Below are 22,923 nucleotides of genomic sequence, written 5' to 3'. Positions count from 1 at the left end.
CGCGGCCGTTCCTGGGCGTTGCTGCGAAGACCCTCCCAAGACCCACGGATTTGCCTGGCGCCTGTGGGTATCGAGGACGGGGACACCCGCAGGCGCCAGGCAAGTCGGGTGATCTTGGGGCCGGGAGGCTGTTGGGCCGGTCAGCGGTGGGCGATGAGCTGGATCAGCGCGGCGAGCAGGGCGCCGGTGAGGACGAGCAGCGAGTCGGCGGGGCGCCAGGGCATCGGGCGGGCCACGGTGCGGGGCAGGCCGGAGTCGAAGCCGCGGGCGTCCATCGCCACGGCCAGCCGGGTGCCGCGCCGGATCGCGCCGACCAGCAGCCCGAACGCCGTGCCGGCGAACAGCCTGAGCCAGCGCACCGGGTTGTGCCCGGCGTCGATGCCGCGGGCGCGGCGGGCCATCGCGATCATCCGCCACTCGTCGCCGAGCAGCCCGACCAGCCGGAACGCGGCCAGCGCGCCGATCGCGAAGCGGGGTGAGACGCGGGCGTGCTGGATCAGCGAGTCGGCCAGGTCGGTCGGGTCGGTCGTGCTGAACACCAGGATGCTGGGCAGCGCGATGGCCAGCAGCCGCAGCGCCAGCGACAGCGCGTTGCCCAGCACCGTCGAAGTGATCACGATCGGCCCGAACTCCACCAGCACGGTCCCTGACCGGTCCGCCGCGAACAGCGCCAGCGACAGCACCACCGTGGCCGCGCCGAGCAGCGCAGGCCAGCCCCGCCGCAGCAGCCCCCACGGCGTGATCCCGAACAGCGGCGCGGCCAGGAACGTCACCACCAGGGCGAAACCGAGCGCGGCCACGTCCCGGGTGAACAGGGCCGAGGTGGTGAACAGCGCCAGAAAGACGATCTTCGCGACCGGGGTGCGCCGCGCCAGCAGTGCGTCGCTGCGCTGTATCGCGGTCGCCGTGCTGGTCATGAGCTTCGTCCCAGGTCGAGGACGCGGTCGGCGAGGGCGGTGACCACGTCCGGGTCGTGGGTGACGGTGACGACGCCGTGGCCGTCGTCGCGCAGCGCGGCCAGCAGGTCGACCAGCTCGATCCAGGTGCGCCGGTCCTGGCCGAAGGTGGGCTCGTCCAGGATCAGCAGCCGGGGACGGGCGGCCAGCGCGGTGGCCACGGACAGCCGCCGCGCCTCACCGCCGGACAGGGTGAACGGGTTCGCCCCGGCCAGGTGGTCCAGCCGTAGCCGGGTCAGCAGCTCGTCGACCCGGGACGTGGGCGTGCCGCCCAGCGCCAGTTCGTCGCGCACGGTGGCGGCGACGAACTGCTGCTCCGGGTTCTGGAACACCGAGCCGATCCGGGCTGCCAGCGCGTGGGCGCGCCAGCGGTGCGGTGACCCGTCGGGGCTGCGCACCTCGCCTGCGGCGGGTTTGAGCAGGCCGCCCAGGGCCAGGGCGAGAGTGGACTTGCCGCTGCCGTTGGGTCCCGTCACCGCGAGCGCCTCACCGGCGCGGATCGTGACGTCGGGGTAGGACAGGTGGCGTACCCGCAGGTCACGGGTCGAGAGCAGGACGTCGCCGGGCGGGTTCGCGGCATGGCGGGCGGGTGCGGGATGGCCGGGCACCCAGACCCCGGCCGCGGCCAGCTCCGCGCCGAGCGGGCCGGTCAGCAGGTGCGGCGGGACGTCGTCGCGCACCCCGCCGCCCGGCTCCAGCACCACCACCCGGGTGACCAGATCCAGGACCTCGGCGATGCGGTGTTCGATGAGCACCACGGTGGTGTCGGCGTCGACGGCGTCGCGCAGTGCCCGGCGGACCAGGGCGGCCCCGGCCGGGTCCAGGTTGGCCGTGGGCTCGTCGAGCAGCAGCAGCTCAGGACGCGGAGCCAGCGCTCCGGCGAGCACCAGGCGCTGCTGCTCGCCGCCGGACAGGGCGTCGGTGGCCCGGTCCCGCTCGTAGCCGAAACCGACCTGGCGCAGCACCTCGTCCACCCGGGGCCAGACCTGGTCCAGGGACCAGCCGAGGTTCTCCAGGCCGAACGCGACCTCGTCCCCGGCCCGCGACATCACCAGCTGCGACTGCGGGTCCTGGAACACGATGCCGACGTGGCCGGCGTCGACCTTGCGTACGCCCTCGGCCTCGCCGGAGTCCTCGGGCAGCAGCCCGGCCAGCGCGTGCAGGAGGGTGGACTTGCCCGCGCCCGAGGGGCCGAGCAGCAGCACCCGCTCGCCGCGCTCGATACGCAGGTCGAGCCCGCGCACCGCCCACGCACGACGACCGGCGTGCCGCCACCCGTACCCCTCGAGCGTGATCATCAGACCAGGTCGCGGCTGCGGCCGGACGGGAACCGGTCGAGCACGCCGGTGCCGGCCAGGGCCTTGGTCAGGAAGTGGCCGCCGACGCCCGCGAACAGCAGCGTGCTGGCCACGACGATGGCGACATAGGCGATCTTCCAGCTGAACTGCCAGTCGCCGTAGTAGTAGAACAGGTCGAGCCCCGCCGCCGTGAGGCCCGCGAACGTGGCCGCGAGCAGCGACTGGCCGAGATTCCAGCGGCGGTAGCCGCCGAGCAGGAAGCCCAGCTCGCCGGCCGCGCCCTGGGCCAGGCCGTACCAGAGCACCGAGATGCCCCACGAGGTGCCGAGCAGCGCCGACACGATCGCGGCCACCAGCTCGGTGTAGATCGCCGCGCCCGGCTTGCGGATGATCAGCGGGGCGAGCACGGCGGGCAGCAGCCAGACGCCGTAGATGGCGGCCGCGGCCGGCGGGAAGGTCGAGCCGAAGATCGCCCCGGCCGGGCCGTTCCACAGCAGGCCCCAGGCCCAGAAGACGACGCCGAAGGCGACGGCGAGGATCGAGGCGACGACGATGTCGACGGTCCGCCAGCGATAGCTAGTCATGAATAACTCCTGGTCCGTTGAGGGGACGAACGAGGAGAAGTGCACACGTCGCGCCCGCGATAACCCCATTTGGGGGTATCACGAAAGCAGACGTGGCGGTGAGGTGTTGACCGAACTCCCTGCGCTGGCATTACCCAGATCAGGTTCGAGGGTCTGCGGCCGAATGCCGCACTCTCAGCGCTGTGCGCTCCCCTGTCGTTACTTGTTCATATGAGGCCGCTGGACAGCGGCGCTTGTGCCGGAAAGGCTAACACCGAACCGGCGCCCGGTAACCTGTGCCGGTCGGCACACCCCGATACCGCGAAGGATCCGTGTGACCTCCGTCGATCAGCGCCCGCCCGCGGCGCCCCCGTCGCCGCCCGCCGGGGGCGGCCCGGCCCCCAAGCCGCTGCTGGGCGGCCGGATCGGCTCCGTCGAGGTGCTCGCGGCGCTGCTCATAGCGCTGCTCATCTTCCGCGAGCCGATCGCCGCCGCGATCTCCACACCGCTGCTGCAGACCTGGACCACCGTGTTCGTGTCGGTGATGGTGCAGGCCACGCCGTTCCTGGTGTTCGGGGTGGCGCTGTCGGCGGTGATCGCGGTGTTCGTGCCGCGCTCGTTCTGGTCGAAGGCGCTGCCCAAGCACCCGGCGCTCGCCGTGCCGGTGGCCAGCTGCGCGGGCGTCGTGCTGCCCGGCTGCGAGTGCGGCTCGGTGCCGATCGCGGGCTCGCTGATCCGCCGCGGCGTCACCCCCGCCGCCGCGCTGGCGTTCCTGCTGGCCGCGCCCGCGATCAACCCGATCGTGCTGACCGCCACCGCGGTCGCCTTCCCGAACAACCCGGAGATGGTGGTCGCCCGCGGCCTGGCCAGCATCGTCGTCGCCATGGTGATGGGCTGGCTCTGGCTGCGCCTGGGCAAGCAGGAGTGGATCAGGCTGCCGCACCGGCCCGAGCTGGACGACCTGTCCCGCTGGCGGGCGTTCTGGGCGGCCTGCCGCCACGACATCGTGCACGCGGGCGGCTTCCTGGTGCTCGGCGCGATGGCCGCGGCCACCATCAACGTCCTGGTGCCCGAGTCGGTGCTGCAGGCCGTCGCCGACCAGCCCGTGCTGTCCGTACTGGCCCTGGCCGCGCTGGCCGTGCTGCTGTCCATCTGCTCCGAGGCGGACGCGTTCGTCGCCGCGTCGCTGAGCCAGTTCTCGCTCACCGCGCGGCTGGCGTTCCTGGTCGTCGGCCCGATGGTCGACCTGAAGCTGATCTCCATGCAGGCCGGGGTGTTCGGCCGCCGCTTCGCGATGCGCTTCGCCCCGGCCACGTTCGTGATGGCGGTCGTGGTCGCCGCCGGAGTCGGGATGGTGCTGCTGTGAACCGTCAGGCCCAGGGCGTGGTGATGCTGCTGCTCGGCGGCGCGATCCTCAAGGCCAGCCTCACCGACATGTACCTGCGCTACGTCAAGGCCGGCCTGCAGCCATTCCTGATCGGCGCGGGCGTGCTGCTGGTCGTCGCCGCCGTGATGACCCTCTGGTACGACATCCGCCACGGCACGACCGTCGACACCGAGTGCGCGGACCACGACGAATCCGGCGGCGACGGCGATCACGCCCACACGGACGGCGGTCCCGGCGGCGGGCACGGCGACCACGGCCATGATGTCGGTGGCCACGGCCGTGGCGGGCACCGCGAGCCGCGGATCGGCTGGCTGCTGATCGCGCCGGTGCTCGGCCTGCTGCTGGTGGCCCCGCCCGCGCTGGGTTCCTACGCTGCGGGACAGGCCGGCAGCGCGCTCTCCTCGCAGCAGGTGTCGGACTTTCCGGCGCTGCCGGACGGGGACCCCGCGGAGATCAGCGTGCTCGACTACGCCACCCGGGCGATCTTCGACAACGGACTGTCCATCGGCGAACGGCAGGTCCGGGTCACCGGATTCCTGTCCGACAACCCCGCAGGCGGGCAGCTGCTCACCCGCATGATCCTGTCCTGCTGCGCGGCCGACGCCCGCCCGATCAAGGTCGGCATGAACGGCAGCGTGCCCGCGGGACTGCCTGCCGACAGCTGGGTCGAGATCACCGGAACGTACTCCGACCAGCGGGGCACCGATGCGGTCAACGGGGAGAGCATCCCGTTCATCGAGGTGCTGGAGTGGCGGCCGATCCAGCCTCCCGCCGAGCAGTACGAGTAAGGACTGTCGGCCGGTTTGCCAACTGCTACCGCTCGGTAGTACTGCGGGGTAGCGTGATTCAAGGGCGCAAACCACCGAAACAGGGGAGTCGGCGATGACGACCGTGCAGCGTGAGGTGACCGCAGACCAGGCCCGGCAGGTGGCCGAGGCCGCCCGGGAGAGCGAGTGGCGCAAGCCCAGCTTCGGTAAGCAGCTGTTCCTCGGCCGGTTGCGGATGGACCTGATCCACCCGTGGCCGCAGCCCGCCCCGAACCCCGACGCCGCGCAGTTCCTGACCAGGCTCGGCGAGTACGTCAGCACCGAGGTCGACGGGGCCGCCATCGAGCGCGACGCCCGCATCCCCGACGAGGTCTTCCAGGGCCTGGCCGAACTCGGCGCGTTCGGCATGAAGATCGATCCCGGGTACGGCGGCCTCGGCCTGTCCCACCTGGACTACTGCCGCGCGCTGACGCTGGCCGGTTCGGTCAGCCCGGCGATCGGCGCGCTGCTGTCGGCGCACCAGTCCATCGGCGTGCCGCAGCCGCTCAAACTGTTCGGCACCAAGGAGCAGAAGCAGCGCTTCCTGCCCCGCCTCGCCGCGGGGGAGGTGTCGGCGTTCCTGCTCACCGAACCCGACGTCGGCTCCGACCCGGCCCGGATGGGGGCCACCGCCACCCCGGTCGAGGGCGGATACCGCCTCAACGGCGTCAAGCTGTGGGCCACCAACGGCACCGTCGCGACGCTGCTCGTGGTCATGGCGATGGTGCCCAAGGGCGAGGGCCGCCGCGGCGGCATCACCGCGTTCGTCGTCGAGGGTGACAGCGAGGGCGTCACCGTCGAGCACCGCAACGCCTTCCTCGGCCTGCGCGGCCTGGAGAACAGCGTCACCCGGTTCCACGACGTGTTCGTGCCCGCCGACAACGTCATCGGCGGCGAGGGCCAGGGCCTGAAGATCGCGCTGAGCACCCTGAACACCGGTCGCCTCTCCCTGCCCGCGATGTGCGTCGGCGCGTCGAAGTGGTGCCTCGCCGTCGCCCGGGGCTGGTCCCAGCAGCGCGTCCAGTGGGGACGGCCGGTCGGCCAGCACGAGGCCGTCGCCACGAAGATCGCGTTCATCGCGGCCACGGCGTACGGCATGGAGTCAATGCTCGACCTGTGCTGCATGCTCGCCGACGACGACCGCAACGACTTCCGCATCGAGGCCGCGCTCGTCAAGCTGTACGGCTCCGAGCTGGCCTGGCAGGTCGCCGACGAGCTGGTGCAGATCCGCGGCGGGCGCGGCTACGAGAGCGCCGACTCGCTGGCCGCCCGCGGCGAGAAGGCGATCGGCGTCGAGCAGATCCTGCGCGACCTGCGCATCAACCGTATCTTCGAAGGCTCCACCGAGATCATGCACCTGTTCATCGCCCGCGAGGCGGTGGACCAGCACCTGTCCGTCGCCGGGGCGCTCATCGACCCGAAGTCGTCCGTCGGCGCCAAGGGCAAGGCACTGCTGCGCGCCACCGGCTTCTACGCCCGCTGGCTGCCCACCCTCGCCGTCGGGCGGGGCACCTTCGGCGGATACCGCAAGTTCGGCCCGCTGGCCAAGCACGTGCGCTGGGCCGAGCGCGCCTCGCGCCGCCTGGCCCGCAACACCTTCCAGGGTATGGCCCGCTGGCAGGGCAAACTGGAACACCGGCAGGCCTTCCTGGGTCGCATCGTCGACATCGGCGCGGAGCTGTTCGCCATCGCCGCGGTCTGCTCCCGCGCCACCGCCTCCGGCCGACCCGAGGAACTCGAACTCGCCGACCTCTTCTGCCGGCAGTCCCGTGGCCGCATCGTCATCCTCGAACACGCCCTCTGGAACAACACCGACGCCGCCGACGTCGCCCTGGCCCGCCGCGTCCTCGCCGGTGCCCACACCACCCTGGAAGCCGGCATCATCGGCCCACCCGACCAGGGCGAATGGGTCTCCACCTGGACCCCCGGCCCGTCCACCGCCACCGACGCCCGCCGCCGCATCCCACCCCGCTGAAGGAAGGGCACCTTCACATCGCTATACGTAGAGGAAGGTGCCCTTCTTAACGCTCCCCGTCCGGGGCAGCGCGCCATGATCGCTGTTTGCGGTCAGAAACTGCGGTCAGACCGCACTTTCTGACCGCAAACAGCGATCATAACCGCGAGCCAAGCCGAGCCGAGCCGAGCCGAGCCGAGCCGAGCCGAGCCGAGCTGGGCCGGCGGGCCGCCAGCGGTTCAGCGGCGAGGGCTGCCGCGTAGGCCGAGGCGGCGCAGCTCCAGGGCGGCAAGCTGTTCCACGGCATCCGGATCCCCGGTACGCCAGCCCGCGACCACGCCGCTGTCCAGCGAGGCGAGCCGTCGCAGCGGCGCGGTGGCCAGCGCCCGCAGCGCGAGCAGCTCACCGCCGCCCGGGTAGCGGCGCACCTTCGCGGCGACACTGGCCGCCCGGATCCAGGACAGCCGCAGCGGCAGCCACAGCGCCAGCGCCATCAGCACCGGGATGCCCGCGGTCAGCCAGGCAAGCACCGTGGCCAGGTTCGCGATGGCCTCCTGCTGGTCCCGTCCCGCCTCGGCGATGGAGTTCGCCGCGTTGGCGGCGCTGCCGAACGGGGCGCCCACCTCATCACCGACCAGCGGGATGCGCCCCGCGCGGGCCTGTGCCTCCACCATGTCGGCGGCCAGGTTCGTGCCGGCGCTCTCCAGCTTCTGGCCGGGCACCGCCAGCTTCTCGACCAGGTCGTACAGCGTGAGCGCCGCCCAGATCCACACTGCGCTCCAGACCAGGGCGGTGACATCGGCGACGATCTGCCGGGTGAACCGCCATGGCTTCTCCGCATAGAGCTTCATGACAGCATTGTGGTCGACTCCGGCGATCGGTAAACGCCCCGCGTCAAGCCCGTGTCGTGGCGCAGCCCTGGCAGGTGCCGAAGATCTCCAGCGTATGGCTGACGTCGACGAACCCGTGCTGCGCCGCGACCCGGTCCGCCCAGGACTCCACAGCCGGTCCGGCCACCTCGACGGTACGGCCGCAGGTGCGGCATACCAGGTGGTGGTGGTGTCCGTTGGAGCAGCGTCGGAACAGTTGCTCGCCACCGGGCGGCCGCATCACGTCGATGTCCCCGGCGTCGGCCAGCGCCTGCAGCGTCCGGTACACGGTGGTCAGGCCGACCCGCTCGCCCCGGTCGCGCAGCATGGCGTGCAGCTCCTGCGCGCTGTGGAAGCCCTCCACCTCGGACAGCAGGGTCGCCACCGCGGACCGCTGGCGCGTGTTGCGCGCCGCAGTGCCCTGTGGGCTCGTCATGCCTTCTCCTCGCTGCGCTCGTCGGCGGCATGGCTGAGCGGCCAGCTGGTTCGCTCGCGTAGCTCCCTCACGCCTTCTCCTCGCTGCGCTCGTCGGCGGCATGGCTGAGCGGCCAGCTGGTTCGCTCGCGTAGCTCCCTCACGCCTTCTCCTCGCTGCGCTCGTCGGCGGCATGGCTGAGCGGCCAGCTGGTTCGCTCGCGTAGCTCCCTCACGCCTTCTCCTCGCTCGACCTGTGCTTGTCGCCTGGCCGCGTCACGGGCGCTGCTCCGCGGCGTGGGTGACGGCGTCGGCCACGATGTGTGCGACGTGTTCGTCCACCAGCGAGTATGCGATCTCGCGGCCGTGCCGTTCGGCGCGGACCACGCCGGCTGCCCGTAGCACCCGCAGGTGCTGGGAGACCAGCGGCTGGGCCACTCGCAGCCGCTCCACCAGCTCGTGCACGTGGCGTTCGCCGTTCGCCGCCAGCTCGGTCACGATCGCGATCCGGACGGGCGCGGCGAGCGCCCGCAGCAGCTCTCCGGCTCGGGCGTAGGACTGCGTCTGGCTCACATCGACCACCGTAGCCCCGCGCGTCGGTGCATACCCAATCATGAGTCGAGGACGCACTCGGGCGGATCGCATGCCGCCGCGGGGCCGTTGTCGGCGCGCCGTCGCCGGCGCAGTGCCGCGCCCACGGCGGCGACCAGGATGAACAGTGCGATGGCGGCGAGCACGATGGTCGCGCCGGGCGCGGTGTCGTACCCGGCGGACATGAGGATGCCCGCCCCGGCACTGATCACGCCGCCGAGCATGGCCAGGGTCATGGTGCCGCCGAAGCCACGCGAGACCAGTTGCGCCGCCGCGACGGGCACCACCATCAGCGCGCTGACCAGCAGCAGGCCGACCGAGCGCATGGCGACGGTGACGGTCACCGCGGTCATCACGGCGAGCAGCAGGTTGAGCGTGCGCACCGGCAGGCCGGAGACCTTGGCGTACTCCTCGTCCTGGCAGATCGCGAACAGCCAGGGCCGCAGCCCGACAGTGACCACGAGCACGCACGCGCCGAGGATCGCGATCGTGATCAAGTCCGTGGCGGACGTGGTCAGCAGCGAGCCGAACAGGTACGAGGTGAGGTTGGCGCTGCCCTTGCCGGGGGCGAGCCCGACCAGGAACACGCCGCCCGCGATGCCGCCGTAGAACAGGATGGCCAGCGCGATGTCGCCGGAGGTGCGGCCGCGTTCGCGGATCAGCTCGACGGCGACCGCGCCCAGGGCCGACACGATGATCGCGGTGAGCACCGGCGAGGTGCCGGTGAGCAGGCCGACGCCGACGCCGGTCAGGGCGATGTGGCCGATGCCGTCGCCGATCAGCGACATGCGCCGCTGCACCAGGTAGATGCCCAGCGAGGGCGCGATCAGGCCGGTGATCAGCGCGCCCAGCAGCGCCCGCTGCATGAACGGCAGGGACATGATCTCGATGAGGTTCACGTTCATTCGCGTCCCCAGATGCTCGGCGGGTCCTGCGGGGCGTGCGGGTGCACGTGGTCGTGGCCGGGTTCGGCGTGGTGGCCGGCGGGGTGGGGGACCGCGCCGTCGTGCGCGATGACCCCGTCGTGCACGACCACCGCGCGGGTGATGACCGGCTGCAGTGGGCCCAGCTCGTGCGCGACCAGCAGCACCGTGCCGCCGTGCCGGACGAAGTCGCGCAGCGCCTGCGCGAACGCCTCCTGCGACTTGGCGTCGACGCCGGCCGTGGGCTCGTCGAGCACCAGCAGGTCCGGTTCCCCGGCCAACGCCCGCGCGATCAGCGTGCGCTGCTGCTGGCCGCCGGACAGGGAGGCGACCGGGTCGTGCATCCGGTCGGTCAGGTCGACCGCGGCGAGCGCCCGCGCGACGGCCTGCCGGTCACCGGTCCGCGGCAGGCCGGGGAAGCCGCGCCGGGCCAGCCGTCCGGATGAGACGACCTCGCCGACGGTGGCGGGCACGCCGCCGCCCGCGCCGAGCCGCTGCGGCACGTACCCGATGCGCTGCCGGTCGCGGAAGCGCCGCAGCGGGACGCCGAACAGCTCGACCCGGCCCTCGGCCAGCGGGACCAGGCCCAGCCCGGCCCGGATCATCGTGGACTTGCCGCTGCCGTTGGCGCCCAGCACGGCGACCACTTCACCGCTGCGTACGGTGAGGTTGACGTCGCGCAGCACCGGCCGGTCGTAGGCGACCGCACCATGCTTGATCTGGAGAACCGGGGGGTTCACGCCTTCTCCTGTCAGCTCGCCGCGCAGGCTCATGCACAGCCCAACGCGGTTCGCAGGGTCGCGAGATTGGTCCGCATGACCGAGAAGTAGTCACCCGTACCGCCCTCGGCGAGGCCTTCCAGCGGGTCGAGTACGGCCGTCTTCGCGCCGACCTGCTCGGCCAGCGTCTGCGCGACCTTCGGCGAGACGAGCGTCTCGAAGAAGATCGTGGTCGCGCCGTACTTGCGGGCCTCCGCGGCGACGGCCGCGATCTGCTGTGGGGTGGGCTCGGTGTCCGGGGTCAGCCCGGACAGCGCGATCTGCTGCAGCTTGTACCGGTCGGCGAGATACCCGAACGCGGCGTGGCTGGTCACGATCTCGTGCCGCCGGCAGTCGGCGAGCCCGGCGGTGAACTCGGCGTCCAGCTTGTTCAGTTCGGCGACCAGGGCGTTGCCGCGCTCTGCGTAGCCCGCCGCGTGCGCCGGGTCGAGTTCGGCGAGCTTGTGCGAGACGCTGCCGGCGATCGCGGCCAGGCGGGTCGGGTCCAGCCAGACGTGCGGGTCGGGGGCGCTGCCGCCCTCCTCGTTCGCGCCCTCATGGTTGGGCCCGCTGACCAGCGGGGTGACCGCGGCCACGTCGAACGCGCGGTCCGCGGCGTTCTGTGCGACGGCCTCGTCGAGCTGCGGCTGGAAGCCCTTGAGGTAGACCACCAGCCCCGCGTTGGCGACCTGCGCGACCTGGGTGGGGGACAGCTCCATGTCGTGCGGCTCCGCGCCCGGCTGGGCCAGGTTGACCACGTCGACGTCGGGGCCGCCGACCTTCTCGGAGACGAACTGCAGGGGGTAGAAGCCGGTGACGACGCTGAAACGGCCGGAGTCGGCGGGGGAGTCGGAGCAGGCGGTGACGGTGCCCAAGGCCAGCAGCGCGGCGGCGCCGGCGGCGGCGGCGCGCTGGAGAGATCGGCTCAGCATGGCGTCAACTCTCTCTGAAAATGAGAACGATTGTCAAAAACGCATAGGTGCATATCCCTGCCGCCCGCCCTCCGCTCCCGCCTCCATGCTCCGCCGCCCACGAGCGAAGGAAGGGCACCTTCTTAACGCTCCGCGTAGAGGAAGGGCACCTTGTTAACGGCTCGGGTTGCTGGGCCGCAGGCCACCGGCCAAGATCGCCCGACTTGCCCGGCAGTCGGCCGGACGCGGGCTCAAGATACGCACGGGGGCCGGGCAGGTCGGGCGGTCTTGACGGGCGGCGAGGCGGCCGTGCCGTGGGTCCTGGTCAGAACAGGCGGGTCAGGGCGGCGGCGGTGAGCAGTGTGAGTACCACCACGCGCAGGCCGCGGGTCGCCGGAGGCTGCACCGGCCAGGTGGTGATCAGCAGCGCGGCGAGACCGGCGGCCAGTGCGAGCAGCAGGACGCCGCCGTACGGGTTCGGCAGCAGCACGGCCGCCACCAGCAGTGCCAGCGTGCCCAGCAGCGCGGCGGCCTTGGGGATCCGGGCCAGCCGGCGCAGCAGGGGGTTGTTCGCGACGTCCTGGGGCACGACTGCTGGTCCTCTCCGGCATGGGTTAAGAAGGGCACCCTTTACCCCGTAAAACGATAAGAAGGTGCCCTCCTTACTGTAGTGAGGTGCTGATGCTCAATCGATTCGTGATCGCCGCCAATGAAGAGGCGTTCGTCGAACGCGCCCACGCGGCGCTCGCGGCGCTCGCGGCCCGGCCCGGCTACCTGCGGGGGGAGCTGACCCGGTCACTGGACGAGCCGGAGCACTGGTGCCTGCTCACCGAGTGGGAGAGCGTGGGGGCGTACCGGCGGGCGCTGGGCGGTTTCGACGTGAAGATGACGGCGACGCCCCTGCTGGCCGAATCGCTGATGGAGCCGTGCGCGTTCGAGACGCTGGCGCAGGCCGAGCCGGGCGGCGAGGTGCAGACCCGGGCCAGCGACCGGGCGTGACCTCGGGCTGACCCGAGACCGAGCGCCGGGACCCTGGCGTGCCCCGGTCCGGTTTCGGGCACGGCGGCGGTGGGTGGGAAGAACGCAATATGATCGCGGCCATGACCCAGACGCCCGCGCCCTCGCCCGTGCCGCCCGGTCCGGGCGCCGCGCCGCCGTTCCCGGCCGCGCCCGCCGAAGGCAGCGGGACCCGGCTGGGCTGGGCGCTCGGCATCGCGGGCGGGCTGGTGGCGCTGTGCTGCGGCGGCGGCCTGGTGGCCGGCGTCGGCCTGGCCGTCACCGGGGTCCAGGCGATCAACGAGCGGGCCCACGTCACGGTGGGGTCGTACCTCGACGCGCTGAAGGCCGAGAAGTACGAGCAGGCCTACAACCTGCTCTGCGAGGACGAGCAGCGGCGGCTGGACCTGGACCGGTTCACCAGCCGGGAGGAGTCCCGGCCGGAGCGGATCCAGTCGTACGAGCTGGGCGAGGTCGAGCTGCAGGGCACGTCGGGGATCACCCTGCCGGTCACCGAGCGCTACACCGACGGCGACACCGAGCAGGTCGTCTACCTGCTCGCGCAGGACCCGAAGACCACCGACCTGGAAGTCTGCGGGCGCAAGTAGCGGCTGGGCGATGCCGCCGCCGCCACGGCGCACCGGCCGACTCACCACGTTCCGTGTGCAGTAGCGTTTAACCGCATGCGGGTGACCGAAGGTGGCCCGTACCGTATCCACGTCGAGCGGATCTTCCGCCGACCCTCCGCCGACAGCCAGCCGGCGGCAACCTCCAACGGAATGGAGACCTGATCATGCCCGCGGACCGCATCGATTCCGTCGTCAGCCTGGCCAAGCGCCGGGGCTTCGTCTACCCGTCGAGTGAGATCTACGGTGGCACCCGTTCGGCCTGGGACTACGGTCCGCTGGGCGTGGAGCTGAAGGACAACGTACGGCGGCAGTGGTGGAAGACGATGGTCCAGCAGCGCGACGACATCGTCGGCCTGGACTCCGCGGTGATCCTGGCCCGCCAGGTGTGGGAGGCCTCCGGTCACATCGAGGCGTTCGTCGACCCGCTGACCGAGTGCACCAGCTGCCACAAGCGCTACCGGGCCGACCACCTGGAGGAGGCGTTCCTGGAGAAGAAGCCCGGCGCCACCTTCGTGCTGTCCGAGCTGAACTGCCCCAACTGCGGCAACAAGGGCACCTTCACCGAGCCGAAGATGTTCAACGGCCTGATGAAGACCTTCCTCGGCCCGGTCGAGAGCGCCGAGGGCGTGCACTACCTGCGGCCGGAGACGGCGCAGGGCATCTTCGTGAACTACGCCAACGTGGCCACCACCGCGCGCAAGAAGCCGCCGTTCGGCATCGCGCAGGTCGGCAAGAGCTTCCGCAACGAGATCACCCCGGGCAACTTCATCTTCCGGACCCGCGAGTTCGAGCAGATGGAGATGGAGTTCTTCGTCGAGCCGGGCACCGACGAGACCTGGCACGAGTACTGGCTGAGCGAGCGCTGGAACTGGTACCTCGACCTGGGCATCTCGGCCGAGAACCTGCGCTTCTTCGAGCACCCGCAGGAGAAGCTGTCGCACTACTCCAAGCGCACGGTGGACATCGAGTACCGCTTCCGGTTCGGCGGCACCGAGTTCTCCGAGCTGGAGGGCATCGCCAACCGCACCGACTTCGACCTGAGCACGCACAGCAAGCACTCCGGCGTCGACCTGTCGTACTTCGACCAGGAGAAGCAGGAGCGCTGGGTGCCGTACGTCATCGAGCCGGCGGCGGGTCTGACCCGGGCCGTGCTGGCGTTCATGCTGGAGGCGTACGACGAGGACGAGGCGCCCAACACCAAGGGCGGCGTGGACAAGCGCACCGTGATGCGCTTCGACAAGCGCCTCGCCCCGGTGAAGGTGGCCGTGCTCCCGCTGTCGCGCAACGAGCAGCTCTCGCCGAAGGCCCGTGACCTGGCCGCGCAGCTGCGCAAGCGCTGGGTGGTGGACTTCGACGACGCCCAGGCGATCGGCCGCCGCTACCGCCGCCAGGACGAGATCGGCACGCCGTACTGCGTCACCGTCGACTTCGACACCTTGGAAGACAACGCGGTGACCGTACGTGATCGTGACTCGATGGTCCAGGAGCGCGTCTCACTGGACCAGGTGGAGCGCTACCTGATCGAGCGCCTGCCCGGCTGCTGAAGCTGGTTGACGTGTGCGAAGTCCCCCGAACCGGTGGTTCGGGGGACTTCGCACACGGGTAGTGCGACGTTTGCCGAGTTTGATTCGGGTCTTCCCCGGTAACATACGGACAGTGACCACCATCGAGCTGAAGAAGACGCCCGGAGGCCCGGCCGAGCCGCCGCCCCGGCGCCCGGCCTGGCGGGCAGGGCTGGTCATCGCGACCGCTCTGCTGCTGGCGGCTGTGCTCGCGGGTCACCGGCTCGTGCCCAACGTGCACGGCATCGGCAGCGTGCTCGACACCATCGCGCCGCTGTTCGGGCTGGCCCTGCCGGTGCTGGCCGTCGCCGCGCTGCTGGCCCGGTCGGGCAGGGCGCTGCTGGTGGTGCTGCTGCCCGCGGTGATCTGGGCGGCCATGTTCGGCCGCGCCCTGCTGCCGCCTCCGGGCGGGCCGGTCGAGCTGCGGGTGGTCACCCAGAACCTGTACGCCGACAATCCCGACCCGCAGACCACGGTCCGGGCCCTGGCCGAGGGCGGCCCCGATTTGATCGCGCTGCAGGAGGCGTCCGGCGGCACCATCGAGACGGTCGCCGAGCAGCTGACGAAGACGTATCCGCACTATGCGGTCCGGTCGACGGTGGGTCTGCTCAGCAAGTATCCGATCACGGGCATCACCGGCGTCGACACCGGTCTGGAGTGGACCCGGGCGCTGCGGGCGGTGGTGAAGACCCCGCAGGGCGACGTGGCGGTGTACGTCGTGCACCTCGGCTCAGCCCGGATCAACGACACGGCCGTCCGGGACCACACCATCGACATGCTGGCCCAGGCGATCCGGGCGGACGAGGCGGAGCGGGTGCTGGTGCTCGGCGACCTCAACACCGCCGCCACCGACCGCGCCATCGCGCCGCTGGCCGCGCTGCTGAGCGATGCGCAGGCCGAGGCCGGCTGGGGCTACGGCTTCACGTGGCCGTCCTCGCTGCCGGTGATGCGGCCCGATCACGTGCTGTACCGCGGACTGACCGCGACGAAGGCCGGGGTACTGCGCACGCCGGGCACCGACCACAGGGCCGTGACCTCGGGTTTCTCTTTCTGACTCCACCGGCCGCATGCCCGTAACGTGTACGTTCCTCTCCTTGGGCTGGTACTTTCGGCCAGCCTCTTGTAGGGTCTTGGGTGCTCGGCTTGCCGAGTCGGCTTTCGAGCCGTCCAACAGCGCTCAAGAAACGGGTGCTGTGTCCGTCACAGGCGAACCGTGTCCGAGGACGTCCCCCGTCGTTCCGGAACACACGCGGTTCACTGCGCCGGAGGCCTGCAATGACTGCAACACTCGTTCGCGAGACCAACGTGTCCGCGTCCCCCTCGTCCCTGACCGACACCCTCGACGCGACTGCCGGCGATGTGCTGCTGCGCCGTCTCGGAGAGCTGAGCGAGCAAGACCCCGCACATGAGGACGTGCGGCAGGAGGCCATCTGTGCCTGGCTGCCGCTGGCTGAACGCCTGGCCCGCCGCTTCCGCCACCGCGGCGTGGACGGCGACGACCTCGTGCAGGTGGCGACCATCGGCCTGATCCAGGCCGTGGACCGTTTCGACCCCGCCCGCGGCAGTGCTTTCGTGCACTTCGCGGTGCCGACCATCGTCGGCGAACTCAAGCGCTACTTCCGCGACCGGGGCTGGAGCATGCGGGTAAGCCGCCGCATGCAGGAGCTGTACCTGGACATCAATCGGGTGTCCCCGCAGCTCTGCCAGGATCTGGGCCGGTGGCCGACTGCCGAAGACCTCGCCACGCATCTCCATGTCACCGTCGAAGACGTGGTGGCCGGGATGCACTGCGCGCAGGCGTACCGCATCAACTCCCTCAATGTCGCCGTGAGCGGCGAGGACGGCGATGTGGAACTCGGCGAGCTGATCGGTGAGACCGACACCGTGCTGGAGTCCATTCCGGACGTGCACGCGGTCCGGCAGTACGTCAAGGAGCTGCCGGAACGCGAGCAGAAGATCCTCATGCTGCGCTTCGTTCAGGGCCACAACCAGGCCCAGATCGCGGAGCAGATCGGGGTCTCCCAGATGCACGTGTCGCGTCTGCTCAGCCGGTGCCTCGCGCAGCTGCGCGAGCGCATGCTGGCTGAGGACTGAATCGGCAACGGACAGTAGCGGTTTCATCACTTAGTTCGTGGGGCAGGAAGGAACCATGGAGCTTTTACTGTGGATCCTCGCCGTGGTCCTGGTCGTTTCCGGGATCGTCTCGCTGGCACGACGCCAGATCCTGTGGGGCATCGTGCTGATCATCATCGGTCTGCTGGTCGGACCGGGGGGCGTGAGCATCTTCTCGTAGAACGCCACGCAGAAGTGCCGAAGGGCCGGACAGACCTGGGTCTGCCCGGCCCTTCACCATGTGCGCAGCCGTTCCCGGCCGGGTGCGATCCGCATCACAGGACGCCGCCTGCCGCCGGTCGTACTGTTGCGCCGTGACGGTACTCGGACAGCCCCTCGAACTGCGCGGCGTGACGCTGCCCAACCGCATCGCGATGTCGCCCATGTGCCAGTACTCGGCCGGGCCGGACGGCCTGCCCGGCGACTGGCACCTGGCCCACCTGGGCGCCCGCGCGGTCGGCGGGGCCGGGCTGGTCATCGCCGAGGCCAGCGCGGTGCTGCCGGAGGGCCGGATCTCGCCCCGCGACGCCGGCATCTGGTCACCGGCGCATGTGGACGCCTGGCGGCCGGTCACCGCGTTCGTGGCCGCGCAGGGGGCGGTGCCGGCGATCCAGCTGGCCCACGCCGGGTTCAAGGCGTCCACGTACTGGCCGTTCGCGCAGGAGCGGGGCGGGGTCCCCGACGCCGACGGCGGCTGGCAGCCGGTCGCGCCGGGCACGGAGCCGTTCGTGCCCGCTTACCGCACGCCCCGGGCCCTCGACGAGGCCGGCATCGCCGCGGTGATCGCCGCGTTCGCGCAGGCCGCGGCCTACGCGATCGACGCCGGGTTCCAGGCCGTCGAGATCCACGCGGCGCACGGCTACCTGCTGCACGAGTTCTACTCGCCGCTGACCAACCACCGCACCGACGGCTGGGGCGGCGACCGCGCCGCGCGCATGCGCCTGGCCGTGGCCGTCGCGGCGGCGGTGCGCGACGCCGTCGGCCCCGACGTGCCCGTGCTGGCCCGGGTCTCCGCGACGGACTGGGTCGACGGTGGCTGGGACGTCAGCGACACCGTCGCCCTGGCCGGCGAGCTGGTCGCGGCCGGCGTCGACCTGATCGACTGCTCGTCGGGCGGGGCCGCCCCGCACGCCGACATCCCGGTCGGCCCCGGCTACCAGGCTCCGCTCGCGGAGCAGGTGCGCCGCGAGGCGGGGGTGCCGACGGGCGCGGTCGGCCTGATCACCGAGCCGGAGCAGGCCGAGCGCATCGTCGAGGACGGCCAGGCCGACCTGGTGCTGATCGGCCGGGAACTGCTGCGCGACCCGTACTGGCCGCGCCGGGCACTGGCGAAGCTCGGTGGGCAGGCGCACTGGCCGGACCAGTACGCCCGCGCCTTCTGAGGCTCAGCGCCCCTCGGCCCGCAGCCGGATCGCGACCGCTTTCAGGTAGGCGTCGACCCGGTCGACGTCGTAGCCCTTGCGAACCAGGGGGAAAGAGGCTCGCTCGACCTCGTCGGAGCTGACGCCGCCGCCCCCGGCCAGCACCGGCGCGATCCGGGCGACGAGCGCGTCCACCTGCGCCGGGTCATACCCCTTGCCGAACAGGACGGCACGCGGGAAGGCCGGGTCGCGCAGGGCGACGGGACCGACGGTCGGGACGCCGCTGTCCGGGTCGGCCAGGGGGCGGAACCCGCCCTCGGCCTCGTGCAGCGCCGCGAGGCGGCCCAGGTACGCGTTGACCTGCTCGCGGTCGTAGCCGCGCAGGACGACGGTGAAGTCGAACACGGTCCTGCCGGCGAGGTGCGCCTCGCCTCGGTACACCGCTTCGATCAGGGCGTCGACCTCGCTGCGATCGAAGCCGCGCAGGACGACGGTGAAGTCGGGTGGAGGCAGCATGGCGCACATCCTGGCAGAGCAGGGCAAGGACGTAGGGGTCGGCGCAGCCGCGCCGGCGCGCCTCGCCGGATGCCAAGGCTGCGCGGTGTCGGTGCGTCCGCCTAGCGTGGCGGGATGACGACATTCGTACTCGTGCCCGGAATGTGGCTCGGCGCGTGGGCCTGGCATGACGTGGCCACACGACTGGCCGGAGCAGGGCACGATCCGCGCCCGGTGACGCTGGCGGGCGTCGCCGAGCGGGCCGCCGAGGCGACGCCGCAGACCGATCTGGACACGCACGTGGCCGACGTGGTCGCGCTGGTCGAGGGCGCGGATCCGCGGGACGTGGTGCTGGTCGGGCACAGCTACGGCGGGATGGTGGTGTCCGTGGCGGCGGGACTGCTGGCCGGGCGGCTGCGCCGGGTGGTGTACGTCGACAGCGGGCCGCTGCCCGAGGGCACGTCGCAGTTCGACACGAACTCACCCGAGCAGCGCGAACGCATCCTCGCTGAGATCGGCGACGGTTTCCTGGCTCCCGTGCCGCCCTTCCTGCCGGACCCGGACGACCCCTCGCTGGCGGGCCTCGACGCCGACGCGCTCGCCCTGCTGCGCGAACGTGCCACCCCGCACCCGTTCGCCTCGGCCCGCGGGCCCGTCCACTACCACCCGGGCTTCTCCTCGGTGCCGTCCGCGCTGATCACCTGCATGTTCCCCGCCGCACAGGTGCACGAGATGATCGCCGCGCGCCATCCGTACTTCGCCCTGCTCACCGACGCCGACGTCCTCGAACTGCCCACCGGCCACTGGCCCATGCTCAGCCGCCCCGCGGACCTCGCCACCCTGCTCACCTCGCTGTGAGAGACGGCGAACCGCGCCGCCCGGCGGCCTGAACCGTTACTCGGCAGACTGCCGTCTGCGCAGGCGGCGACGTCTGTCGTGTTAGGAAGAGCGCCTTCTGCAACGCAGAGCGTGGGGAAGGCGCCCATCCTTCGATCTGTCCGGGCGGGGGTTGGCGCGGGGGTGGGATCATGGGTGCAGCGGGGTCGTCGGGGTCCGCGGGGAGGTGGTCAGCCTCATGAGTGTCGCTACGGAGCTGTTGGAGCCGTTCCCGTTCCGGCAGGAGGATCTCGAGCACACCAGGCTCGAGGAGGGCGTGCGGCACACGCTGGCGCACTACGCCGGCTGGCGCGACGCGAATCCGGCGGCGATCGGGTCGCATGTGGAGCAGTACACCGCGCAGCTGAAGGCGATCGCCGGGCGGAACACGCCGGCGGCGGCGCTGCTGCGGGGCGTCTACGCGCCGCGGCGGCGGCGGGAGCTGCGCGAGCAGGCGCTGCTGGAGCTGAACTACTTCGGGGTGTACAACCTCAGCGAGGTGCCCGACCCGGCCGACGTGGCCCGCGGTGAGGTGCTCGCGCGGGCGCACGCCCGCACGGTGCGCGAGGTGGTCGAGGGCATCGAGCGCGGCCGCGGCGTGGCGGGTGTGGTGGAGTCGCTGGAGCGGCGCTTCCCGGCGCTGCGCGACGTCGCCGAGACGCGCTGGCTGGCCGAGCGGCTGGACCGGCTGCACCGCACGCTGCCGGAGACGGTGGTGCAGGCGGGCGCGATGGGCAAGGTGGTCCGCACGCTGGTGGGAGTGCTCGCCATCGGGGGGTACGACACCCGCGACGCGGGCCGGGCCGCGGTGCGCGAACACCTCACCCGGATCCTGCCCGGCGCGTACGCGTACGGGGCCGCGTACGCCGTGATCGACGACAGCTTCCAGGACCTGCCCGGCGAGCACATGCTGCCGCGCGAGCGGGACCGGCTGCACCGGCTGATCCTGCGCGGGCTGTCCACCGGCGGCGCGATCGACGCCAGGGACGTGCCCGACCATCCGCTCGCCGAGGAGATGCACGAGCTGTACGGCATCGCGCTGCAGGTCTACCCGTTCGGCACGCACCGGCACCTCTACCACGCGGCCGAGTCGATGTACCTGGCCCAGCACCGCGACGCGACCCGCCGCCCGGACGAGCCGCTGGAGGGCGCGTACCCGGACATCTTCCTCAAGGCCGGGCTGAGCCGGGTGGTGGCCAACATCCTCGGCCGGCGCAGCCTCGACGAGGGCTTCTACGCCCGCTGCCTCAACACGATCTTCCTGAGCCAGTTCAAGGACGACCTCGTCGACCGTGACGAGGACCGCCGGGCCGGGCGGACGACCCCGTTCACCCATCCCGGCGACGGCCGGACCAACCCGCTGCTCGACCTGTTCGCCTACGACGCGTACGTCGTCGACCAGGTGTACGGCGGCGACCCGGTCGCCCGCGAGGCGCTGACCGGCGTCGGCGCGATCAAGCTGGGGGTGCACCTGTGCGCCGACCCGCAGAGCACGCTGCGGCTGCTCGACGAGTACCCGGTCACCCCGGAGATCGCCACGTTCCTGCGTACCGCGGCCGGGGTGCCCCGGCGGGTGCTGCCTCAGCTGACCACCGGCGACCTGCGCCTCAAGCGGGAGGCGGCCGCGGTGATGGGCCGCCGCGACCCGAACAGCGTCGACGCGCGCACTTTCGTGCTCGACCGGCTGCCGCGCATCAACGAGATCGTGCACAACTGCCACGCCGAGGTCAACGCGGCGGAGCTGGCGCCGATCCTGGCGTACACGATGGACGGCCCGGCCAAACGGCTGCGGCCCGCGCTGACCCTGATGCTGGCCGAGGGGCTGGGCGTACGCGGGGACATGCCCGAGTCGCTGCTCGGCGCGATCGAGCTGTTCCACACCGCCAGCCTCATCTTCGACGACCTGCCCGCCCAGGACGACGCCACGCTGCGCCGGGGCCGTCCCGCCGCGCACACCGTGTTCGACGAGGGCAGCGTGCAGCTCGCCGCGATCTCGATGCTGTCCTCCGGGTTCGGCATGCTGGCCCGGCTCGACCGGCACTACCCGGCGCACCGGGTCACCGACGTCATCGCCTACATCGGCACGGTGCTCGGCCCGCAGCGGCTGTGCCGCGGCCAGTACCTGGACCTGCGCTACGCCCGGGACGCGTCGCCGGTCACCGGCGAGGACATCCTGGAGATGTACCGGCTGAAGACGTCGACGATGGTCGAGGCCGCGCTGGTGCCGCTGCTGATGCTGCTGGACCGGCCGCGCGTCGAGATCGAGCTGGTGACCCGCTATGCCGACCACGCGGGCATCGTGTTCCAGGCCCGCGACGACATCCTCGACGCGACCGCGTCCAGCGAGCAGCTCGGCAAGGACTCGGGCAACGACGTGGGCAAGGCCAACCTGGTCCGGGTGTACGGGCTCGCGCAGGCGCGGCGGCTCATGGAGCAGCACCGCGACGCCGCGGTGGACAGCTGCGCCGCGCTGCCCTTCGACACCCGCCTGCTGCAGGGCATCGTCGAGCACTTCGCCGCCCGCGCCCGCTGACGGCGCCGGTGTGGCCGGGCCGCAGGCGACCGCAGGCCCGGCCACACCGAAGTCCGATCAGGACGGGGCTTCCCATGCCTTCAGCTGGATGCTCACCTTCGCGTTGCTCGACAGCGCGATCACGTGGAGGACCACCATGCGCTGGCGCTGCCCGATGGCGGCGGCCTGCTCCTGCGACGTCGCCACGCACATGATCAGCTCACGCTGCGCGGCCGTTTCGGCGCGCGGCGGGACCGGGCTCTTGCGAATGAGGTCGGCGCAGTCCTCAGGCTGCGGGTCCTTGATGTTCTCCGGGACCACGGCGCCCTCGACCCCGTCGAGCAGGATGATCACCGGCACGGTGCTGTTGTAGGGCAGCTCCAGGCGGGCGTCGTCCTTGTCGCTGCCCTGCTGGACCACCCGCGGCTCGTTGAGGTCGAGGTAGGCGCTGGCACCGCGGGTCACCTGCGGGATGAGTTCCTGGTCCTTGTAGACCTGGGTATAGACCGCCTGCGGGCTGAGCACGCCGAGCACGGTCCCCGTCGGCGACGGCTCGGCGGCCGCGGCGGTGGTCGCCGGAGCCGCGGGCGCGTCCCCACCGGCGGTGGCCTGGGCGCTGGCACCGTCACCGGGCGCGGCCACGGTGTCCGGGCTCTCGTCGCCCGAGCGGACCAGCGCCACCCCCGCCACCCCCGCCGCCACCAGGGCGACGACGAGGCTCACCGCGGCGACGAGCAGTGCGAGGCGCGCGGTGCCCTTGCCTGGAGCCGCAGGAACCGGTCCCGTCGACACGGGCCGCAAGGTGCCGGTCGTGGCGGAGGGGCTGGTCGGGGTGGGCCCGGTGGGTGGCTCCGGGGCGGCAGGGGGCGTGGGAAGGGTGTCGGCCATGAAAGGGCATTCTTCCCTTGCGGAACACCCGGGCAGATCCCCAATGTTGTCGGATATCAGTTC

24 protein-coding genes and 1 riboswitch are annotated in these 22,923 nt (G+C 71.7%); of the genes, 12 read left to right on the top strand and 12 right to left on the bottom strand.

Annotation, left to right across the window (positions count from 1 at the left end; all coding sequences use genetic code 11):
- Positions 1–140: 140 nt before the first annotated feature.
- The 3 genes from F6W97_RS35135 to F6W97_RS35125 are packed head-to-tail and all read right to left on the bottom strand — an operon-like array spanning position 141 to position 2,838.
- A complete protein-coding gene (locus tag F6W97_RS35135; protein WP_155374873.1) occupies positions 141–917 on the bottom strand; it encodes an energy-coupling factor transporter transmembrane component T family protein in 777 nt (258 codons plus the stop codon).
- Positions 914–2,254 (bottom strand): ABC transporter ATP-binding protein, encoded by a 1,341-nt coding sequence (locus tag F6W97_RS35130; protein ID WP_155374872.1) that lies wholly within the window; start codon positions 2,252–2,254, stop codon positions 914–916. The genes F6W97_RS35135 and F6W97_RS35130 overlap by 4 nt, the downstream gene beginning before the upstream one ends.
- Positions 2,254–2,838 carry an ECF transporter S component gene (locus F6W97_RS35125; RefSeq protein WP_155374871.1) on the bottom strand — a complete coding sequence of 195 codons (585 nt, stop codon included), beginning with the start codon at positions 2,836–2,838 and terminating at the stop codon, positions 2,254–2,256. The genes F6W97_RS35130 and F6W97_RS35125 overlap by 1 nt, the downstream gene beginning before the upstream one ends.
- 98 nt (positions 2,839–2,936) lie before the next feature.
- A riboswitch (TPP riboswitch) is annotated at positions 2,937–3,042 on the bottom strand.
- Positions 3,043–3,151: 109 nt separating this feature from the next.
- Here F6W97_RS35125 and F6W97_RS35120 point away from each other — a divergent pair.
- The 3 genes from F6W97_RS35120 (at position 3,152) to F6W97_RS35110 (ending at position 6,985) form a co-directional block, all read left to right on the top strand.
- Complete coding sequence (locus F6W97_RS35120; protein ID WP_230687238.1) at positions 3,152–4,183, top strand: permease; 1,032 nt, start codon at positions 3,152–3,154, stop codon at positions 4,181–4,183.
- Positions 4,180–4,992, top strand: coding sequence for a TIGR03943 family putative permease subunit (locus F6W97_RS35115; RefSeq protein ID WP_155374870.1), 813 nt, complete (start codon positions 4,180–4,182; stop codon positions 4,990–4,992). The genes F6W97_RS35120 and F6W97_RS35115 overlap by 4 nt, the downstream gene beginning before the upstream one ends.
- 94 nt (positions 4,993–5,086) lie before the next feature.
- Complete coding sequence (locus tag F6W97_RS35110; protein WP_155374869.1) at positions 5,087–6,985, top strand: acyl-CoA dehydrogenase family protein; 1,899 nt, start codon at positions 5,087–5,089, stop codon at positions 6,983–6,985.
- Between the two features lie 218 nt (positions 6,986–7,203).
- On the opposite strand, the gene F6W97_RS35105 is transcribed toward F6W97_RS35110, so the two are convergent.
- The 7 genes from F6W97_RS35105 to F6W97_RS35075 form a co-directional block, all read right to left on the bottom strand.
- Positions 7,204–7,815, bottom strand: a complete 612-nt coding sequence (locus tag F6W97_RS35105; protein ID WP_155374868.1) for a hypothetical protein — start codon at positions 7,813–7,815, stop codon at positions 7,204–7,206.
- A gap of 43 nt (positions 7,816–7,858) precedes the next feature.
- Positions 7,859–8,269 (bottom strand): Fur family transcriptional regulator, encoded by a 411-nt coding sequence (locus F6W97_RS35100; RefSeq protein ID WP_120316472.1) that lies wholly within the window; start codon positions 8,267–8,269, stop codon positions 7,859–7,861.
- Between the two features lie 253 nt (positions 8,270–8,522).
- A complete protein-coding gene (locus F6W97_RS35095; RefSeq protein ID WP_155374867.1) occupies positions 8,523–8,861 on the bottom strand; it encodes an ArsR/SmtB family transcription factor in 339 nt (112 codons plus the stop codon).
- Complete coding sequence (locus tag F6W97_RS35090; protein WP_155374960.1) at positions 8,858–9,727, bottom strand: metal ABC transporter permease; 870 nt, start codon at positions 9,725–9,727, stop codon at positions 8,858–8,860. The genes F6W97_RS35095 and F6W97_RS35090 overlap by 4 nt, the downstream gene beginning before the upstream one ends.
- An 11-nt stretch (positions 9,728–9,738) precedes the next feature.
- Entirely contained in the window at positions 9,739–10,500 is a 762-nt protein-coding gene (locus F6W97_RS35085; RefSeq protein WP_155374866.1) for a metal ABC transporter ATP-binding protein, read from the bottom strand.
- Positions 10,501–10,529: 29 nt separating this feature from the next.
- Complete coding sequence (locus F6W97_RS35080) at positions 10,530–11,450, bottom strand: metal ABC transporter substrate-binding protein (protein WP_155374865.1); 921 nt, start codon at positions 11,448–11,450, stop codon at positions 10,530–10,532.
- Positions 11,451–11,754: 304 nt separating this feature from the next.
- Positions 11,755–12,018, bottom strand: coding sequence for a hypothetical protein (locus F6W97_RS35075; RefSeq protein ID WP_155374864.1), 264 nt, complete (start codon positions 12,016–12,018; stop codon positions 11,755–11,757).
- Between the two features lie 86 nt (positions 12,019–12,104).
- Between F6W97_RS35075 and F6W97_RS35070 the strand changes: the two genes are divergently transcribed.
- The 7 genes from F6W97_RS35070 (at position 12,105) to F6W97_RS35045 (ending at position 18,110) form a co-directional block, all read left to right on the top strand.
- Positions 12,105–12,428: an antibiotic biosynthesis monooxygenase family protein gene (locus tag F6W97_RS35070; RefSeq protein WP_144119457.1), complete on the top strand. Its 324-nt coding sequence runs from the start codon at positions 12,105–12,107 to the stop codon at positions 12,426–12,428.
- A gap of 101 nt (positions 12,429–12,529) precedes the next feature.
- Positions 12,530–13,033, top strand: a complete 504-nt coding sequence (locus F6W97_RS35065; protein ID WP_155374863.1) for a hypothetical protein — start codon at positions 12,530–12,532, stop codon at positions 13,031–13,033.
- A 185-nt stretch (positions 13,034–13,218) separates the two neighbouring features.
- Entirely contained in the window at positions 13,219–14,598 is a 1,380-nt protein-coding gene (locus tag F6W97_RS35060) for a glycine--tRNA ligase (protein ID WP_155374862.1), read from the top strand.
- Between the two features lie 112 nt (positions 14,599–14,710).
- Positions 14,711–15,670, top strand: a complete 960-nt coding sequence (locus F6W97_RS35055) for an endonuclease/exonuclease/phosphatase family protein (RefSeq protein ID WP_230687237.1) — start codon at positions 14,711–14,713, stop codon at positions 15,668–15,670.
- A 221-nt stretch (positions 15,671–15,891) separates the two neighbouring features.
- Positions 15,892–16,710 (top strand): SigB/SigF/SigG family RNA polymerase sigma factor, encoded by an 819-nt coding sequence (locus F6W97_RS35050; RefSeq protein ID WP_155374861.1) that lies wholly within the window; start codon positions 15,892–15,894, stop codon positions 16,708–16,710.
- A gap of 55 nt (positions 16,711–16,765) precedes the next feature.
- Positions 16,766–16,909, top strand: a complete 144-nt coding sequence (locus tag F6W97_RS40295) for a GPGG-motif small membrane protein (RefSeq protein WP_196279461.1) — start codon at positions 16,766–16,768, stop codon at positions 16,907–16,909.
- A 133-nt stretch (positions 16,910–17,042) separates the two neighbouring features.
- Positions 17,043–18,110 carry an NADH:flavin oxidoreductase/NADH oxidase gene (locus F6W97_RS35045; protein WP_155374860.1) on the top strand — a complete coding sequence of 356 codons (1,068 nt, stop codon included), beginning with the start codon at positions 17,043–17,045 and terminating at the stop codon, positions 18,108–18,110.
- Between the two features lie 3 nt (positions 18,111–18,113).
- On the opposite strand, the gene F6W97_RS35040 is transcribed toward F6W97_RS35045, so the two are convergent.
- A complete protein-coding gene (locus F6W97_RS35040; protein WP_155374859.1) occupies positions 18,114–18,605 on the bottom strand; it encodes a DivIVA domain-containing protein in 492 nt (163 codons plus the stop codon).
- Positions 18,606–18,719: 114 nt separating this feature from the next.
- Between F6W97_RS35040 and F6W97_RS35035 the strand changes: the two genes are divergently transcribed.
- Together F6W97_RS35035 and F6W97_RS35030 are read left to right on the top strand one after the other, a co-directional pair.
- Positions 18,720–19,442 carry an alpha/beta fold hydrolase gene (locus F6W97_RS35035; protein WP_155374858.1) on the top strand — a complete coding sequence of 241 codons (723 nt, stop codon included), beginning with the start codon at positions 18,720–18,722 and terminating at the stop codon, positions 19,440–19,442.
- Between the two features lie 217 nt (positions 19,443–19,659).
- A complete protein-coding gene (locus F6W97_RS35030) occupies positions 19,660–21,993 on the top strand; it encodes a polyprenyl synthetase family protein (protein WP_155374857.1) in 2,334 nt (777 codons plus the stop codon).
- 57 nt (positions 21,994–22,050) lie between these two features.
- On the opposite strand, the gene F6W97_RS35025 is transcribed toward F6W97_RS35030, so the two are convergent.
- Positions 22,051–22,764, bottom strand: a complete 714-nt coding sequence (locus F6W97_RS35025; protein ID WP_155374856.1) for a hypothetical protein — start codon at positions 22,762–22,764, stop codon at positions 22,051–22,053.
- Positions 22,765–22,923 lie beyond the last annotated feature (159 nt).

The sequence above is a fragment of the Catellatospora vulcania genome, assembly GCF_009720385.1.
GTDB lineage: Bacteria > Actinomycetota > Actinomycetes > Mycobacteriales > Micromonosporaceae > Catellatospora > Catellatospora vulcania.
Note: the sequence above shows the minus strand (reverse complement) of the source record. Positions and strands in the feature narration are given on the sequence as shown.

Excerpts from the sequence above, each read along its gene's own strand:
- F6W97_RS35135 (WP_155374873.1), bottom strand. The coding sequence starts at position 917 with ATGACCAGCACGGCGACCGCGATACAGCGCAGCGACGCACTGCTGGCG.
- F6W97_RS35110 (WP_155374869.1), top strand. The coding sequence starts at position 5,087 with ATGACGACCGTGCAGCGTGAGGTGACCGCAGACCAGGCCCGGCAGGTG.
- F6W97_RS35040 (WP_155374859.1), bottom strand. The coding sequence starts at position 18,605 with ATGCTGCCTCCACCCGACTTCACCGTCGTCCTGCGCGGCTTCGATCGC.
- F6W97_RS35100 (WP_120316472.1), bottom strand. The coding sequence starts at position 8,269 with ATGACGAGCCCACAGGGCACTGCGGCGCGCAACACGCGCCAGCGGTCC.
- F6W97_RS35035 (WP_155374858.1), top strand. The coding sequence starts at position 18,720 with ATGACGACATTCGTACTCGTGCCCGGAATGTGGCTCGGCGCGTGGGCC.
- F6W97_RS35065 (WP_155374863.1), top strand. The coding sequence starts at position 12,530 with ATGACCCAGACGCCCGCGCCCTCGCCCGTGCCGCCCGGTCCGGGCGCC.
- F6W97_RS35130 (WP_155374872.1), bottom strand. The coding sequence starts at position 2,254 with ATGATCACGCTCGAGGGGTACGGGTGGCGGCACGCCGGTCGTCGTGCG.
- F6W97_RS35030 (WP_155374857.1), top strand. The coding sequence starts at position 19,660 with ATGAGTGTCGCTACGGAGCTGTTGGAGCCGTTCCCGTTCCGGCAGGAG.
- F6W97_RS35095 (WP_155374867.1), bottom strand. The coding sequence starts at position 8,861 with ATGATTGGGTATGCACCGACGCGCGGGGCTACGGTGGTCGATGTGAGC.
- F6W97_RS35125 (WP_155374871.1), bottom strand. The coding sequence starts at position 2,838 with ATGACTAGCTATCGCTGGCGGACCGTCGACATCGTCGTCGCCTCGATC.
- F6W97_RS35050 (WP_155374861.1), top strand. The coding sequence starts at position 15,892 with ATGACTGCAACACTCGTTCGCGAGACCAACGTGTCCGCGTCCCCCTCG.
- F6W97_RS35105 (WP_155374868.1), bottom strand. The coding sequence starts at position 7,815 with ATGAAGCTCTATGCGGAGAAGCCATGGCGGTTCACCCGGCAGATCGTC.
- F6W97_RS35080 (WP_155374865.1), bottom strand. The coding sequence starts at position 11,450 with ATGCTGAGCCGATCTCTCCAGCGCGCCGCCGCCGCCGGCGCCGCCGCG.
- F6W97_RS40295 (WP_196279461.1), top strand. The coding sequence starts at position 16,766 with ATGGAGCTTTTACTGTGGATCCTCGCCGTGGTCCTGGTCGTTTCCGGG.
- F6W97_RS35060 (WP_155374862.1), top strand. The coding sequence starts at position 13,219 with ATGCCCGCGGACCGCATCGATTCCGTCGTCAGCCTGGCCAAGCGCCGG.